Origin of the sequence: Streptomyces sp. NPDC093071, assembly GCF_044754545.1 — a bacterium.
Lineage (GTDB): Bacteria > Actinomycetota > Actinomycetes > Streptomycetales > Streptomycetaceae > Streptomyces.
The window spans coordinates 627,533-643,156 of sequence record NZ_JBIVPH010000003.1; the positions used below are offsets into that span (position 1 = coordinate 627,533).

At 75.4% G+C, this 15,624-nt stretch carries 15 protein-coding genes; 8 read left to right on the top strand and 7 right to left on the bottom strand.

The features are described from left to right. Positions 1–129: 129 nt before the first annotated feature. The 6 genes from ACIQD7_RS14185 to ACIQD7_RS14210 all read left to right on the top strand — a co-directional run bounded on the left by ACIQD7_RS14185 (position 130) and on the right by ACIQD7_RS14210 (position 7,173). Positions 130–1,350, top strand: a complete 1,221-nt coding sequence (locus ACIQD7_RS14185) for an alpha/beta hydrolase (protein WP_402441771.1) — start codon at positions 130–132, stop codon at positions 1,348–1,350. A 65-nt stretch (positions 1,351–1,415) separates the two neighbouring features. Beyond that, the gene (locus ACIQD7_RS14190) at positions 1,416–2,414 is read left to right on the top strand and encodes a DUF4429 domain-containing protein (RefSeq protein ID WP_402441772.1); all 999 of its coding nucleotides are present in this window, start codon (positions 1,416–1,418) and stop codon (positions 2,412–2,414) included. Positions 2,415–2,722: 308 nt separating this feature from the next. Next, positions 2,723–4,111, top strand: a complete 1,389-nt coding sequence (locus ACIQD7_RS14195; protein WP_402441773.1) for a histidine kinase — start codon at positions 2,723–2,725, stop codon at positions 4,109–4,111. Next, complete coding sequence (locus ACIQD7_RS14200; protein ID WP_121830555.1) at positions 4,108–4,788, top strand: response regulator transcription factor; 681 nt, start codon at positions 4,108–4,110, stop codon at positions 4,786–4,788. Before ACIQD7_RS14195 ends, ACIQD7_RS14200 begins: the two co-directional genes overlap by 4 nt. Before the next feature lie 193 nt (positions 4,789–4,981). Beyond that, complete coding sequence (locus tag ACIQD7_RS14205; protein WP_402441774.1) at positions 4,982–5,962, top strand: alpha/beta hydrolase; 981 nt, start codon at positions 4,982–4,984, stop codon at positions 5,960–5,962. Further along, the gene (locus ACIQD7_RS14210; protein WP_402441775.1) at positions 5,959–7,173 is read left to right on the top strand and encodes an acyltransferase; all 1,215 of its coding nucleotides are present in this window, start codon (positions 5,959–5,961) and stop codon (positions 7,171–7,173) included. The genes ACIQD7_RS14205 and ACIQD7_RS14210 overlap by 4 nt, the downstream gene beginning before the upstream one ends. A gap of 17 nt (positions 7,174–7,190) precedes the next feature. On the opposite strand, the gene ACIQD7_RS14215 is transcribed toward ACIQD7_RS14210, so the two are convergent. Further along, positions 7,191–8,216: an aldo/keto reductase gene (locus ACIQD7_RS14215; protein WP_402441776.1), complete on the bottom strand. Its 1,026-nt coding sequence runs from the start codon at positions 8,214–8,216 to the stop codon at positions 7,191–7,193. Further along, a complete protein-coding gene (locus tag ACIQD7_RS14220; protein ID WP_402441777.1) occupies positions 8,213–8,617 on the bottom strand; it encodes a MerR family transcriptional regulator in 405 nt (134 codons plus the stop codon). The genes ACIQD7_RS14215 and ACIQD7_RS14220 overlap by 4 nt, the downstream gene beginning before the upstream one ends. A gap of 60 nt (positions 8,618–8,677) precedes the next feature. On the opposite strand from ACIQD7_RS14220, the gene ACIQD7_RS14225 reads away from it, so the two are divergent. Then, positions 8,678–9,508 (top strand): serine hydrolase domain-containing protein, encoded by an 831-nt coding sequence (locus tag ACIQD7_RS14225; RefSeq protein WP_402441778.1) that lies wholly within the window; start codon positions 8,678–8,680, stop codon positions 9,506–9,508. Positions 9,509–9,588: 80 nt separating this feature from the next. Then, positions 9,589–9,831 carry a hypothetical protein gene (locus ACIQD7_RS14230; RefSeq protein ID WP_351971389.1) on the top strand — a complete coding sequence of 81 codons (243 nt, stop codon included), beginning with the start codon at positions 9,589–9,591 and terminating at the stop codon, positions 9,829–9,831. 4 nt (positions 9,832–9,835) lie between these two features. Here the strand turns inward: ACIQD7_RS14230 and ACIQD7_RS14235 are convergent, their stop codons facing one another. From ACIQD7_RS14235 to ACIQD7_RS14255, 5 genes are read right to left on the bottom strand one after another with little or no spacing between them, the layout of a single operon-like run. Further along, complete coding sequence (locus tag ACIQD7_RS14235; RefSeq protein ID WP_402441779.1) at positions 9,836–10,441, bottom strand: hypothetical protein; 606 nt, start codon at positions 10,439–10,441, stop codon at positions 9,836–9,838. Next, positions 10,438–11,934, bottom strand: coding sequence for an ATP-binding protein (locus tag ACIQD7_RS14240; protein ID WP_402441780.1), 1,497 nt, complete (start codon positions 11,932–11,934; stop codon positions 10,438–10,440). Before ACIQD7_RS14240 ends, ACIQD7_RS14235 begins: the two co-directional genes overlap by 4 nt. Further along, a complete protein-coding gene (locus ACIQD7_RS14245; RefSeq protein WP_121830564.1) occupies positions 11,931–12,614 on the bottom strand; it encodes a response regulator transcription factor in 684 nt (227 codons plus the stop codon). The genes ACIQD7_RS14240 and ACIQD7_RS14245 overlap by 4 nt, the downstream gene beginning before the upstream one ends. Before the next feature lie 31 nt (positions 12,615–12,645). Next, on the bottom strand, positions 12,646–14,304 hold the full coding sequence (murJ, locus tag ACIQD7_RS14250; RefSeq protein ID WP_402441781.1) for a murein biosynthesis integral membrane protein MurJ: 1,659 nt from the start codon (positions 14,302–14,304) through the stop codon (positions 12,646–12,648). Further along, positions 14,301–15,479 carry a lipid II:glycine glycyltransferase FemX gene (locus tag ACIQD7_RS14255; protein WP_402441782.1) on the bottom strand — a complete coding sequence of 393 codons (1,179 nt, stop codon included), beginning with the start codon at positions 15,477–15,479 and terminating at the stop codon, positions 14,301–14,303. Before ACIQD7_RS14255 ends, murJ begins: the two co-directional genes overlap by 4 nt. Between the last annotated feature and the right edge of the window lie 145 nt (positions 15,480–15,624).

The window sequence follows — 15,624 nt, forward strand, 5'->3', positions numbered from 1 at the left end:
CGTCCCAGGGGCCCGCCGGGACCTCCCCTCGTCTCCCGTCGAACCCCCCGCACCGCGCATCACGCGAAGGCGTGACCTGCGTCCCACCTGGTACGGAACCCGGGCCACCGCCCCGTAGGGTGGCGGCCCGTGACCCCTGTCGACGGCGCGTCCGCGCCCCTCGCCGCGCGTGCGCTGCTCGCGCTCGTCGTCGTGCTCGTGCTCCTGGCGACCACCGGGTGGACCACGGTCCGGCACCAGCCTCCGCCGGGGCCCTCGCGGGAGGCCGCGCTCGCGGCCTGGGCGGGCGAGCGCGTCGGCGGCCGGCCGCTGCCCGGACCGGCGGCCCCGCCCCGTACCGTCGCGGCGTTCTTCGCCGGGATCGGCCCGGCGGACGGGGCGCGGCTCGCCGCCCGGCACCCGTTCGTCGTCGGGAACCTCAACGGCGCCCCGGTCGCCCTCCGCTACCGCGCCAACCGGATCACGCTCACCCGCGCGTACGACGCCGAGCGCGGCCGGGTCCACGACCCCCGGCTCTCCCCCGAGGGCCGCCACGAGGCGCAGCGCCGGATCGACCGCTTCGCCTCGCTGCTGCGGCCGGGCCGCCGGATCCTCGCGTTCGACCCGACGGGGACGGGGCGGGCCGCCGAGGTCCTCGGGGACCTGGAGCGGGCCCGGCGCGTCTCGGTGGTCGTGCCCGGCGTCGACACCAACCTCCTCACCTTCCAGCGGACCCACGGCCGCTACGGGGCTCCCGCCGGCATGGCGCGGGCCCTCTACGACGCCGAGCGGCGGGCCGCGCCCGGCGCCCGGGTCGCGGTGATCGCCTGGGCCGACTACACCGCGCCCGCCGGGATCGGCATCGACGCGCTGACCGGCCGGCTCGCCGAATCCGGCGCCGCACGGCTCGTCGGACTGGCCGAATCGCTCCCCGGCGACTCCCGGGTGGCGCTCTTCTGCCACAGCTACGGCTCCGTGCTCTGCGGGGTCGCCGCGCCCCGGCTGCCCGCCCGCGTGACGGACGTGGCCGTCTCCGGAAGCCCCGGGATGCGGGTGGAACGGGCCGCCGACCTCGCCACCCCGGCCCGGATCTGGGCGATGCGGGACGCGGACGACTGGATCGCCGACGTGCCGCACCTGGAGGTGGGCGGGCTCGGGCACGGAGCGGACCCGGTGGCGCCCGAGTTCGGCGCGCGGCTGCTCTCGGCGGGCGGGGCCGCCGGGCACAGCGGCTATTTCGCGCCGGGCACGGTGAGCCTCGGCAACTTCGCCGCGATAGGCGTCGGGGCCTACCCGCGGCTGGTCTGCGCACGTGCCGACAGCGCTTGCCACGACGGAATATCCGGCGCGGAAGGGTCACGACGCGCGTAGATCCCATGATTTCAGGACCTTTCACAGGGGCGACGCCGGAGCGGGCGCCGCTTACGATGAGGCGTATGGGTGATGTGCTGGCCGGAATTCATGCCGCCTGGGAGTTCGAGAGCGACGCCCTCGTCATCCGCTTCGAACGGGGGATCCGCGCGCCGAAGCTGTTCCAGGTGCTGCGCGAACGCCGCGTACCGTACGAAGCGCTGGCGTCCGTGACGCTCACGCCCGGGAAACGGAACACCGTCGTGCTCCACGCCGTGCCGAGACCGGGCGCCGATCCGCTGATGGAGGCGGCCGCGGGGCAGCTCAAGGAGAGCTCCGATCCGTACCGGCTCGTGCTCCCGGCGGACCGGGAGACGCTCGCCGAGTACTACCGGGACGAACTGCGGGCGCTCCTGCCGCCGGAGCCGGGGGCCGCGGGGGCCGCCGGACACGGCGGGGGCGCCCTGTACGACGGCCTCGACGACCTGGACGACCTCGACGGACCCGGCCTGACGAACGGACCCGGCCTGACGGACGGGTTCGACGGTCCTGAGGAGGCGTACGGGGCCGGCGGGATCGTGACGCCCGCCGAGCGGTTCCTCGTGGCACCGCCCGCGGGGCCGCTGTCCTTCAAGGCGTACGACGGGAAGGCGTCCTTCGACGGCCGGGCGGAGGTCTCGTTCCGCTGGTTCTGGACGGGGGCCTCCTCGGAGAAGTGGAAGGCGGGCGACCAGACCTTCTCGGTACGGGACCTGTGCGGGATCGAGTGGCGCTCGCCCGACGTCTTCGACGGGCACCTGCGGCTGGTGCTCCGGGACGGCGGGCCCCGGCCGACCCAGCCCGACCACGACCCCGCGTCCGTCGTCTTCGGCCTCGGGTACGGGCTCGTCCACGAGTCCCTCCCCTTCGCCGCCGCCGTCCTCGCGGCGATCCGGGCCTCGGACCGGGCCCCCGTGCCCGTCGGGTCCCGTACCCCCGGCGCGGTGGCCGAAAGGATTCGCCACCTGGGCGAGCTGCACCGGGCGGGGCTGGTGACGGACGAGGAGTTCTCCGCGAAGAAGGCGGAGCTGCTCGCGGAGCTCTGAGCCCCGGGCCCTGAGCCTCCAGCCCCTGAGCCTCCGGGCCCTGCTCATCTGGCCCCTGGGACTCCGGATCCGAGCCCCTGGTCCCCGGGCCCCGGCTTCCCGGCTCCGAGCCCAGGGTCTTGAGCCCCCGGCCCCCGAGCCTCCGGGTCCCGAGACGCAGGTCCTGAGCCCCCGGCTCGGAGCCCTGAACCCCGAGCCCGGGCCCGAGCGCCATCAAAGAACCCCGGCGTCATACCCCGGTATCAGGCCGCGTCCCGGTCCCCGGTATGACGCCGGGGACCGGGGCCGCTGCCTACCCTGGGCGGGCCATGACCACCGCACCGCGGCCCGAGCCGCCCACCCCGCCCCGGCCCGACGAGCGGCCGTCCACGGCCCGGCCGTCCCCCGGCCCCCGGTCCGCCCCCGCCGGGACCCGGGCCCGGCGGGCGGTCGTCCGGGCGCGCGGGACGTTCCAGGGGTTCGGGGCCGCGCTCACCACCCCGACCACCCCCGGGGCGCCCCTCCTCGCCGACGCCTCCTCCCGCTGGGTGCGGCTGCTGCCGTACGTCGTCGCGCTCGCCTTCACCGCCTCGCTGCTCCCCACCACCGTCCTCCTGCTCACCGACGACTACGGCCTCAACGGCGCCCTCGCCGGAGCGGTCGGCACCGCGCAGACCGCGCCGCTGCTGCTCGCCGTCACCCGTCCCCTCCAGGCCTGGTGGGTGATCTTCGCCGCCGACGTGATCGGCGCGCTCCTGCTGCTCGCAGCCGACGGCACCCGTGCCCACCTGTGGCCCTGGCCCCCGCCGCTCGTCGTCGGCTACTGCGCGCTGATGCTCGCGCTCGGCCTGCGCGAGTCCCGCCGGGCGCTGTTCGGCGTCTGGCTGGCGACGGGCGCCGCCGGATACGTCCTGGAGGCGTTCCGGCCCGCCGGGTACACCAGCGTCCACACCCTGCTGTTCGTCCTGAGCGGGGTGCTGCTCCTGCTCACCTCGGCGGTACGCGCGCGGGGCGACGCCCAGCGGCGGCTCGCGGAGCAGGAGACCATCAGTGAGGCCGAGCGGTCCCGCCGCACGCTCCTGGAGGAGCGGGCCAGGATCGCGCGCGAACTGCACGACGTCGTGGCCCACCACATGTCCGTGATCACCGTGCAGGCCGATTCGGCGCCGTACCGCATCCCGGAGCTTCCCGACGCGGCCCGCGAGGAGTTCGGCTCGATCGCGGCGAGCGCGCGCGAGTCCCTCGCCGAGATGCGCCGGCTGCTCTCCGTGCTGCGCAGCGACGGCGGCGGGGGCGAGCTGGCCCCGCAGCCGGGGCTCGACCGGGTCCAGCAGCTGGTGGAGGCGACCGTACGGGCCGGGGTGCCGGCCGAGCTGCGGCTCGCCGCCGATCTCGGGGACGTTCCGCAGGCCGTGGGCCTGTCCGCGTACCGGATCGTGCAGGAGGCCCTCGCGAACGTCGTGCGGCACGCGCCCGGCGCCCCGACCCGGGTCGCGGTCCGGGCGGACGGGGGGTGGCTGACGGTCCTCGTCGTCAACGGGCCCTCCCTGGAGGACGGTTCGTCCGTCGAGCGGGGCGCCCCCGGCACCGGGCACGGGCTCGTCGGGATGAGGGAGCGCGTACGGTTGACCGGCGGCTCGCTGGACACCGGGCCGCTGCCCGACGGCGGCTTCCGGGTCGCGGCCCGGCTTCCCCTGCGCACGGAGGACCCCGCGTGACCATCCGCGTCATCATCGTCGACGACCAGGCCATGGTGCGGGCCGGTTTCGCCGCGCTGCTCGCCGCACAGCCCGACATCGACGTCGTCGGGGAGGCGCCGGACGGGCGGCGGGGCGTGGAGGTGGCGCGGTCGGCGCACCCGGACGTGGTCCTCATGGACGTGCGGATGCCCGAGCTGGACGGGCTCGCGGCGGCCCGCGAGATCCTGCACCCGCCGGCCGGGGTCACGCACCGGCCGAAGGTGCTGATGCTGACCACCTTCGACGTGGACGACTACGTGTACGAGGCGCTGCGCGCGGGCGCGTCCGGCTTCCTCCTCAAGGACGCGCCGCCCGCCGACCTGATCGCGGCGGTGCGGGTGGTGGCGGCCGGCGAGGCGCTGCTCGCCCCGTCCGTGACCCGGCGCCTGATCGCGGACTTCGCCGCCTCCCGCCCGGCCCCGCGCCGGGACACCGCGGCACTGCGCCTGAACGGCCTCACCCCGCGCGAGACGGAGGTCCTGGAGCTGATCGCCCGGGGCCTGTCGAACCAGGAGATCGCGGAGAGCCTGGTTCTCGCCGAGCAGACGGTGAAGACCCACATCGGCCGGGTCCTGGCCAAGCTGGACCTGCGCGACCGGGCCCAGGCGGTCGTCTTCGCCTACGAGTCGGGGCTCGTGACGCCGGGCACCGCCTGACCCGCCGGTACGGCCCGCCCTGGGGGAAACCCCACCCCCTCCCGGGGGCCGGCCGCTCCTCCACCCCCTACCCCGGTATCAAGGGGCGGTTGGCTCCCCGGTGTGACGTGCCGTCACCCACTCCCTTCCTACCTTCCTCCCGTCGCCGGACGACCGGCGGACGAGCGAGAAGCCGGAGAGGGAGGGCGGGCCCATGCGCCGCACTGCGAGGACCCTGATCACCGTGGCCCTGGCGGCCTTCGCGGTCGCCGGAACGGCCGGCTGGGCGTCCGGGGGTGCCCAGGAGGCCGTGACCGGGGCGCCGGTCGGGACGGGGGCGTGGGTGGGTGCGGGGCTGCCGGACCCGGAGGGGATGGGGCCGGCCGGGACCGCGCGGTTCTTCGCGGGACTCGATCCCGTACAGAGGAAGAGGCTGGTGCGGGAGCACCCGGCCGTCGTCGGGAACCTCGACGGGGCTCCTCTGGAGCTGCGGTACGAGGCCAACGCCCTGACGACGGAGGGGCGGTTCGGGGAGGCGCGGGTGCTCGCGCACGATCCGCGCGGCCGGGGGCAGGTGGCGCTGGTGTACGGGGACCTGGCGCGGGCCGCGCACGTGGCGGTGATCGTGCCCGGCTCCGACGTCGACGCCGGGCACGTCCGGCCGCTCGCGGACATGGCGGCCGCGCTGCGCCGGGCGACCGGGGACCGCACGGCCGTCGTCGCCTGGGCCGGGTACACCACCCCCGTCGGCGTCGGTCTGGACGCGGCCACCGGCCGGCTCGCCGAGGCCGGGGCCGAGCGGCTCGCCCGGTTCGCGGACGGCCTCGCGGCCGTCGGGGCGGCCGAGCCCTCGGTGTTCTGCCACAGCTACGGCTCGGTGGTCTGCGGGCTCGCCGCCCACGAGCTGAAGGCGAAGGACCTGGTGGTCTTCGGCTCGCCGGGGATGCGCGCGGAGAACGTCGCCGAACTCGGCACCTCCGCGCGGGTGTGGGCGGCGAAGGACCCCACCGACTGGATCGACCGCGTCCCGAACGTCTCCTTCGCGGGCCTCGGGCACGGCGCCGACCCCACCGGGCCGTCCTTCGGGGCGCGCCGGATCCCGGCGGAGGACGCGGCCGGGCACGGCGGCTACTTCGCGGCCGGGACCTCGTCCCTGCGGGCGTTCGCCGCGATCGCCGAGGGGGACGTGCGATGAGTTCCCTCGCCCTGATGAGCCGTACGGCCCGGCGGATCGAGGCCGCCACCCCCGCCCACCGCGACCGGGCGGTCGACGGGCTGCGGGCCGTCGCCCTGCTCGCCGTGCCCACCGGTCACTGGCTGCTCGGCGGCTTCACGCTCTCCGCCGACGGCGCGCTCCACAACGCCAGCCCGCTCTCCGCCTTCCCCGGGTTCGCGCCGGTCAGCTGGGTCCTCCAGATGCTGGGGATCTTCTTCCTGGTCGGCGGCTACGCGTCCGCCCTCTCGTACCGGCGCCGGAAGGGTTCCACGCGCGCGTGGCTCGGCGGACGGCTCGCCCGGCTCGGGCGGCCGGTCCTCGGGGTCACCGCCGTGTGGGCGGTGCTCCTGCCCCTGCTGCACTTCGGGCTCGGGGTGCCCGTGGACACCCTGCGGACGGCGTCCACGCTGGTGGTCCAGCCGCTGTGGTTCGTCGGGGTCTACGCGGTGGTCACCGCCCTCACCCCGTCCTGCGTATGGGCCGCCCGCCGGCTCGGAGCGTGGGCGGCGGCCCCGCTGCTCGGCTCGGTCGCCGTCGTCGACCTCCTGCGCTACGGGCCGTACGCCGACGCCGTGCCGTCCTGGCTGAGCCTCCTGAACGTCCTGCCCGGCTGGCTCTTCGCCTATCAGCTCGGCGTCTCGTGGGGCGAGGGCCGGGTGACCCGGCGCCACGCGTGGGGCCTGCTCCTCGGCGGGGCCGCACTCTTCGCCGTCCTGCTGCTCGTCTTCGGCTACCCGGCGTCGATGGTCGGCGTCCCCGGCGAGGCCCGCACCAACTCGCACCCGCCGTCGCTGCTCGTCCTCGCCCTCGCCGCCGCGCAGAGCGGCGCCGCGATCCTGCTCCGCGACCGGCTCGGCGCGCTCCTGCGGCGGCCCGCGCTCTGGGCCCCGGTCGTGGTCGTCAACCTCTCCGCGATGACCGTCCTGTGCTGGCACCAGACGGCGATGCTCGCCGCCGCCGTCCCCGCCGCGTACGCCGGGGAGGTCGCGGGCCTGGTCGGCGCGCCCGACTCGGCGGGCTGGATCCTGGCCCGGCTCGCCTGGATGCCGGTCTTCGCCGGGCTCCTCGTCCTGATCGGGCGGTACGCGCGGGGCTTCGAGTCCCCGTGGACGGAGGCCGGGCCCGCCCGCCGCGCCCTGGCGGGACTGCTCGCGGCGGGCTTCGGGGTGTTCGCCCTGGGGCTCGGGTGAACCCTTCCGAGGGGTGCTCAGACCTCCCGGCTCACCGACGTGAAGCTCATGTCCGGGTAGCGGTCGCCCGCCACCAGGCCGGCGATCGGCTCCAGCTCCGCCAGTTCGGCGTCGGTCAGGGTGATGCGGGTGGCGGCCGCGTTCTCCAGGAGGCGGGAGCGCTTGCGGGTGCCGGGGATCGGGACGACCGTGAGGCCGTGCACGGAGGCCCGCCGCTGGACCCAGGCGAGGGCGATCTGCGCCGGGGTCGCCCCGTGGGCGGCGGCGATCTTGCGGACCGGGTCGAGCAGGGCGGCGTTCCGCTCCGCGTTCTCGCCGGTGAAGCGGGGCTGGTGCGTGCGGAAGTCGCCGTCCGGCAGGTCCTTGGCGGCGTCCGCGAACGCCCCGGTCAGGAAGCCCCGGCCGAGCGGCGAGTACGGCACGACGGTCACGCCGAGGTCGGCGGCGGCGCCGACCGCGCTGCGCTCCACGTCCCGGGAGAAGAGCGACCACTCCGACTGGAGGGCGGCGATCGGGTGCACGGCGTGCGCCTCGCGCAGTTCGGGCCCGGTGACCTCGCTCAGCCCCAGGAAGCGGACCTTGCCCTCCCGGACCAGCTCCGCCATCGCGCCGACGGACTCCGCGAACGGGACCTGCGGGTCGCGGCGGTGCATGTAGTAGAGGTCGATGGTCTCGACGCCGAGGCGGCGCAGACTGTTCTCGACGGCGCTCCTGATGTACGCGGGGTCGTTGCGGATGCCCCGGTAGGAGGGGTCGTCGGCGCGCCGCTCGATGGCGAACTTGGTGGCGAGCACGACCTCGTCGCGGTGGGCGGCGAGGAAGGGCGCGAGGAACTCCTCGTTGGCGCCGCTGCCGTAGATGTCGGCGGTGTCGATGAGGGTGACGCCGGCCTCCAGGGCCGCGTCGAGGGTGTCGCGGGCGGCGGCCTCGTCGGTCGCGCCGTAGAACTCGCTGATGCCCATGGCGCCGAAGCCCTGGACTCCGACCTCCGGGCCGTCCTGGCCCCCGAGGCGTACGGTGTCGATCCTGGTCACGCTGGTCATGAAGGCGTTCCTCCGCATACGGTCCCGTAGTGGGCGATCTTGAAGTCGAGCACGGCGAGCGTGTCCTGGAGCTCGGTGACCCGGGCGAGGACGTCCCGCCGGGTGGCCTCCAGGAGTTCACGGCGTTCCTCACGGGTGTGGTCCCCGGCCCGCACCATCTCGGCGTACCGGACCATGTCGGCGACCGGCATCCCGGTCAGCCGCAGCTTGCCGACGAAGGCCAGCCAGTCCAGGTCGCGCGGGGTGAAGCGGCGCTGCCCCGTGTGCGAACGGTCGACGTGCGGCATGAGGCCGATCCGCTCGTACCAGCGCAGGGTGTGCGCCGTGAGACCGGTCAGGGCGGCGACCTCGCTGATGGTGTAGTGCTCCCGGGTACCGCTCGTGCTCGCGATCGCGCTCATGCCCCCACGCTAAAACCCTGGAGTGCACTCCAGGCAAGTGCTCCCAGTAGGCTCGGGCCCATGGAGAGCAGCCTGCCGAGTCTGGCGTCGATCGAGAACTGGCCCGTCCCCACCGCGGCCGCCGCCGTGGTCCGCGCGGACGGCACCCTCGCCGGGGCCCACGGCCCCACCGGGCGTCGCTTCCCGCTCGCCTCGGTGACCAAGCCGCTGGCGGCGTACGCGGTGCTCGTCGCGTACGAGGAGGGGGCGGTCGACCTGGACGAGCCGGCCGGGCCCGAGGGCTCGACCGTCCGCCACCTCCTCGCCCACACCTCGGGCCTGGCCTTCGACGAGAACCGGGTCCAGGCCGCGCCGGGCACCCGCCGGATCTACTCCAACACCGGCTTCGAGGCCCTCGGCGACCACATCGCGAAGGCCACCGACATCCCCTTCGCCGAATACCTGCACCAGGCGGTCCTGGAGCCGCTCGGCATGACCTCCACGACCCTGGAGGGCTCGCCGGCCAAGGACGGCGTGTCGACCGTCGACGACCTGGTGCGGTTCGCCGCCGAGGTGCAGGCGCCCCGGCTCCTCGACGCCCGGACCGTCCTGGACGCGATGACCGTCACGTACCCGGGCCTGACCGGCATCCTGCCCGGCTACGGGCACCAGCGGCCGAACGACTGGGGGCTCGGCTTCGAGATCCGCGACGGGAAGTCCCCGCACTGGACGGGCGCCGGCTCCTCGCCGCGCACCTTCGGGCACTTCGGGCAGTCCGGCACCTTCCTGTGGATCGACCCGGACGCGCGGGCCGCGTGCGTGGCGCTCACCGACCGGCCCTTCGGGCCGTGGGCGGTCGAGGCCTGGCCGGCGTTCACGGACGCGGTCCTGGCGGACCTGCGGGCGGCATAACCGGCCCGCGGGGGCCGTTTGTCGCGGCCGACGCGGGCAAAACGGAGTCCATGAGAGGCATCGACTCCGTCATAAGAACCGTGGCCCACGTCCTCGCCGGCATCCTGGTCGTCTGGATCCTCCTGGACCTGTTCGACGCGAACCGGGCGAACACCGTCGTCGACTGGTTCCACACCGCCGCCGACTGGCTCGCCGGCTGGTCGATCGGGCTCTTCGACGTCTCCGAGCACGTCGTTCAGGTGCTGCTCGACTACGGCATCCCCGCCGTCGTCTACGTGGCGATCGCCAACCTCGTCTCCCGCCGGACGTTCGCCCGGCGGTGAGCCGTCAGTCCTCGCAGCGGGCGGCGGGCAGGGTCCCGTCGGGGCCGGTGACCGTCACCTCGGCGCGGCCCGCCGGGTGTTCCGCGTGGGCGGCCGTGCAGACGAGCTGGCGGACGGCCGCCGCAGGGAGGCCCCGGACGGGGAAGGGGGCCCGGAGCCGGAGCGCCGAGGCGGATCCGGACGGGTCCGCCTCCACGTGCGGCGCCTGGTCGACGCCCCTCGGCAGGGCGGTGGTGACGCCGGTCGCGGCCTCGTGGGGCCTCGGGCCGGCCATCAGCGCGGCGAGGGCCTTGCCGGGGGCGACCCGGCCGCCGTGCGGGGTGCCGGTGGAGGTCTCGTACCCCGGGCCGAACCCGTCGTACGGGACCCGGCCGTCCTCCGCGCCGTCCGCCGGGCGGGTGGGGGACGGGACGGCGAGCGGCCCGACGTCCCGGACCATCGGCAGCGACTGCCCGTCGGGGCCGAGGAAGTAGAGGACCATCCGGTCCTCGGGGACCGGCTGGACGACGACGGTCGCGGCCTCGCCCGCCTCGACCACGTCGGTCTCCTGTATGCCGCAGCCGGCCAGGGCGAGCAGCGCGAGCAGGGCGGCGCCGGTCCGGCGCCTCACAGCGGCGTCCGTACGGTGAACACGGCCCCGCCCTCCGGCCGGTTGGCGGCCGTGACGGTGCCGCCGTGGAGCCGTACGTTCTCCAGGGTGATCGCGAGGCCGAGGCCGCTGCCCGCCGAGCGGGTCCTGGCCCGGTCCGCCTTGTAGAAGCGGTCGAAGACGTGCGGCAGGACCTCCGGGTCGATGCCCGGGCCCCGGTCGGACACCTCCGTCACCAGCACGTCCCCCTCCGCGTACAGCCGGACCGTGACCGGCGCCTCGCCGTGCCGCAGGGCGTTGCCGACGAGGTTGGCGACGACGACGTCGAAGCGGCGCGGGTCGAGCCTGGCCCTGATCCCCTCCGTGAGCCGCGGGACGACCCGCGCCGGATCGTTCCAGCGGCGGTGCTGGAGGGTCTTGCGGACGCAGTCGGCGGCGTCGACCTCGTCCGTGTGGAGCTCGGCGGCGCGCGCGTCGAAGCGGGAGATCTCCATCAGGTCCTCGACCAGCACGGCGAGCTTCCCGGTCTCGGCGCTGATCAGGCGGACCGCGCGGGCGGTGTCGCTGTCGAGGCTCCCGGCGTCCTCGTCCAGGACCTCGGTGACGGCGAGCATCCCGGCGAGCGGGGTGCGCAGTTCGTGCGAGACGTCGGAGGCGAAGCGGCGGGCGCGGGCCTCGGCCTCGCGGAGTTCGGTGACGGAGCGTTCGAGCCGGGCGGCCGACTCGTTGAACGTGCGGGCCAGGTCGGAGAGTTCATCGCCGCCCTTGATGTGGATGCGGGTGTCGAGGCGGCCCTGTCCCATGCTGTGGGCGGCGTGCCGCAGCTCCCGCACGGGCCGCAGGACGCCCCGGGCGGCGAGGAGCGCGGGGATCAGGGCGACGGCGAGGGCGGGCAGGGCGCCGTCGCGGGCGGCGGTGACCATGGCCTCGACGTTGGCCTCCTCCTCGTTCAGCTCCATGACGGCGTAGAGGACGAGGCCGGTGGGCCGGGCGGTTCCCTCGGTGGGGTGGGACCGGAAGACGGCGGGGACGGCGATGGTCAGGTAGGGGGTGCCGCCCTTCACGACCCGCTGGAAGCCGGCGTGCGGGGAGGCGTCCCCGGCCCGGGCGCGGGCCCGCAGTTCGGGGGTGATGACGGAGGAGGCGGGCCGGTCGGTGGAGGAGACCCGGACGGTGCCGTACTCGGCGTAGACGCGCCAGGGGCGGGGTTTGCCCTGGCGGGCGATCCGGAGGAGGTCGGTCCGCAGGCTGTCGGGGTCGACGGGCAGGGTGACGTAGAGCGCGTCGACCTGCTCGCGGAAGGCGGAGACGGCGGTGTTCTGGGTCTGTTCCAGGATGGCGTTGCGGGCGGCCCGGTAGGTGAGGGCGGCGGTGGTGCCGCAGCCGACGGCGGCGACGAGCAGGAAGGCGAGGACGAGGCGGGTCCGCAGACCGAAGGGGTGGGGGCGCAGGCGCGGGGCGCGTGCCCGGCGGCGGCTTCCGGAAGGGAAGCCCGTGATCCCGCGGAGCTTCACAGCGGTCCGAAGCGGTAGCCGAAGCCTCGCAGGGTCTGGATGTAGCGGGGCTCCCCGGGGACGTCCTCGATCTTGTTGCGGAGCCGGCGGACGCAGGCGTCGACCAGCCGGGCGTCCCCGTGGTAGCTGTGCTCCCAGACGTGTTCGAGGAGCTGCTGCCGGCTGAAGACCTGCTCGGGGGCGGCGGAGAGGTGGAGCAGCAGCTTCATCTCGGAGGGGGCGAGGGCGATCCGCTCGCCCGCCTTGGCGACGGTGAGCCCGGCCCGGTCGATGGCGAGCGCCCCGTGGGACTCGACGGCGGACCGCCCGGAGCCGGGCTCCTCGATCCGCCGGAGCACGGCCCGTATCCGCGCCTCGATGACCTCGGTGCGGGCGGGTTTGACGATGTAGTCGTCGGCTCCGGCCTCCAGGCCGACGACGACGTCGAAGTCGTCGCCCCGGGCGGTCAGCATGATGATCGGCAGCTGGCTGTTCTCCCGTACCCGTCGGCAGACCTGGACGCCGTTCATGCCGGGCAGCATCAGGTCGAGCAGAAGCAGGTCCGGCCGGAAGTCGCCGAGCGCGGCGAGCCCCGCCTCGCCGGTGGGGGCGGTCCGCACCTCGTGCCCGCGCCGCCGCAGCCCGAGTTCGACGCCCTCGCGGACGGAGGGGTCGTCTTCTATCAGGAGCACGCGGGGCATCTGTGGAGTATCCCAAGGTCGTCGGAGGGGGTCACGCGCGGCGGGCGGGGGGCCGGAGCCGTCCCAACAGGTCCCGCAGTTCGGTGAGGCGCAGGGGCCGGGCCAGGACGGCGAAGACGGCCAGGATCGCGAGCGCCCCGGCGAGCCCGGCGGGGACGGCCCCGGCCGGGCCGGTCAGGTCGGTGACGAGGAGGCCGTACCCGGCGGCGGGCACGGCGGCGACGAGCAGCCGCGCGAGCCCGGCGGCGGAGCCCCCGGCATCCCCGGGCTCCCGGGTCCCCCCGCTCCCGAGCCGTCGCCGCAGCGCGTACGCCGTCACGCCCCAGCCCGCCCAGAGCGCCAGCGAGTACGCCCCCGCCATGCCCGCGACGGTCCAGCGCGCGGGGAGCAGGAGGTACGCGGCGAAGGAGAGGCCCGCGTTCAGCCCGGCGATCACCAGGTTGAGCAGGAAGGGGGTGCGGGTGTCGCGCAGGGCGTAGAAGGCGCGGGTGCACACGTACTGGCCGGAGAGGGCGATCAGGCCGGGCGCGAGGGCCATCAGGATCCAGGACATCGCGCGGATGTCGTCGTCGCCGGTCGCCCCGTACCGGAAGACCACCGTCATCAGGGGCACGGCGAGCGCGAGGAGCGCGCAGGCGGCGGGGACGACGGCGGCCGAGCTGGTCCGCAGCGCGTACGAGACGTCCCGCCGGACCCCGGCGAGGTCGCCGTCGGCCGCCGAGCCGCTCATCCGGGGCAGCAGCGCGGTCACCAGGGAGACGGTGATGATCCCGTGCGGGACGGCCCACAGCAGATAGGCGTTGTTGTATCCGGCGAGGCCCGCGCCGCCGCCGGTCGCCGAGCCGCCCGCCGAGGTGGCGATCCAGGTGGTCACCCAGTACGCGCCCTGGTTGGTGAGGACGAGCAGGACCAGCCAGCCGGCCGACCGCAGCGGGGCCGTGAGGCCGCTGCCGCGCCAGTCGAAGCGGGGCCGCCAGCGGAACCCGGCGGCGCGCAGCGGGGGGACGAGGGCGAGGGCCTGGAGCGCGATCCCGGCGGTGGTGCCCCAGCCGAGGAGCGCGGTCTCCCCGGCGCTGAGCGCGCCCCCGTCGCTCACGACCAGGAAGAGGCCGAAGACCGCCACCACGACCACGTTGTTGAGGACGGGCGTCCACATCATGGCGCCGAACCGCCCCCGGGCGTTGAGGACCTGCCCGAGGAGCGTGAAGAGCCCGAGGAAGAGGATCTGCGGGAGGCAGGTCCGGGCGAAGGCGACGGTCATGTCCCGCTGCGCGCCCGTGTAGTCGGTGTACGCGTCGACGATGACGGGCGCGGCGAGCACGGCGGCGGCGGTGAGCGCGACGAGGGCGAGCGCGCAGAGGGTGAGGAGCCGGTCGGTGTAGGCGACGCCGCCGTCCTCGTGCTCCTTGGCGGCCTTGACCAGCTCGGGGACGAAGACGGCGTTGAGGGCGCCGCCGAGGAGCAGCGTGTAGACGATCGTGGGGACGGAGTTCCCGACCGCGTAGCCGTCGGCGACGACGGCCGCGCCGAGCGCGGCGGCGACGACGGAGGCGCGGACGAAGCCGGTGGCACGGGAGACGAGCGATCCGGCGGCCATGAGGGCGCCGCTGCGCAGGACGGAGGCGGGCTTCGGCTCCGGGGCCCGCGCGGTGGGCGCGGTCGGCGCGGTGGCCGGGGTGGTGGCCGTCATCGGCGGGCCAGGTAGGCCCGGAAGGCGCGGTAGAGCGCCTGGTTGGTCGTGCCCCGCATCGGTGTCTCCCACTCCCCCAGCGTTTCGACGACCCGGCCGCCCGTGCCGAGCTTCCAGCGCAGGAGGCCGTGGGCGCGGTCGTCCGGGTCGAGGGTGGAGGGTACCCCGCGCAGGTCGTAGACGGCGGCGCCGAGGGCGTGGGCGTCGAGCATCATGCGCCACTGGAGGGCGTTGGAGGGCCGGACCTCGCGGCGGTGGTCGGCGGAGGCGCCGGTCTGGTACCAGACGCGTCCGCCCACGGCGACCATGGTGTGCGCGGCGAGGACCTCGCCCCCGTGGCGGGCCAGGTACAGCTTCATCCGGCCCGGCTCCTCGGCGTTGAGGACGGCGTACTGGCGCTCGTAGTACGCGAGGGAGCGGCCGAGCCGGAATCCGTCCCGTTCCTCCGTGACGCGGAGCAGGCGGTGGAACTCGGGCAGGTCGGCGGCGGACCCGACGGTGACCTCGACGCCGGCCTTCCGCGCCTTCCGCACGTTCCTGCGCCACTCCTGGTTGAGCCCGGCCCACAGGTCGTCGGTGGTGCGGCCGGTCAGCGGGACCTGGAAGACGTGCCGGGGCTGGGCGTCGGCGCCGTCCTCGGAGTCGCCGCCGCAGCGGTGCCATCCCCGGGCCCTGAGGCGTTCGGCGACGGCGGTCCCGAGCGGGTCGACCTCGTCGGCGAGGACGTCGGAGAGCCGCCGTCCGGGCCCGGTGGCGGCCTTGACCGTGGCGGCGTTCCAGCGGCGGTGGGCGGGGGTGGGCCCGATGCGCACGGCGAAGGCCCCGGAGGCGGTCAGGTGCGCGAGGAGCGGCCCGAGCCAGCCGTCCAGGTCGGGGTCGGCCCAGTCGGCGACGGGTCCTTCGGGGAGGTAGGCGAAGTACTTCCGGGTCCCGGGGAAGGGCCGCAGCAGCACGAGCGCGACGCCCGTCAGCCCGCCCCCCTCGGGCCCCCATCCCACCAGTTGGTGGCACCAGCCCTCCTTCACCCCGGCCCAGGCGGGCACTTGGAGGAAGCTGGGGCCGTCCGCTCCCCCACGGGTCGCGAGGAACGCCCGGTACGCCTCGGGGGTCACGGGGCCGAGCCGGAAGGGAGCGGGTCGTTCGACGGACGCGGCCGTCACGAGCAGCGCTGGCACAACGAGGGCCTCCTGGTTCCGCCCCTCGGTGGTGGGGCGCACAGCAGGCTCACAGCCGAATGCGACCGGGTCGCGCGGCGTGTGTGACCGGACGATGACCGTTCCGTCGCAGCCCATGTCACACGGCTGTTCGGAAACCTCCGCG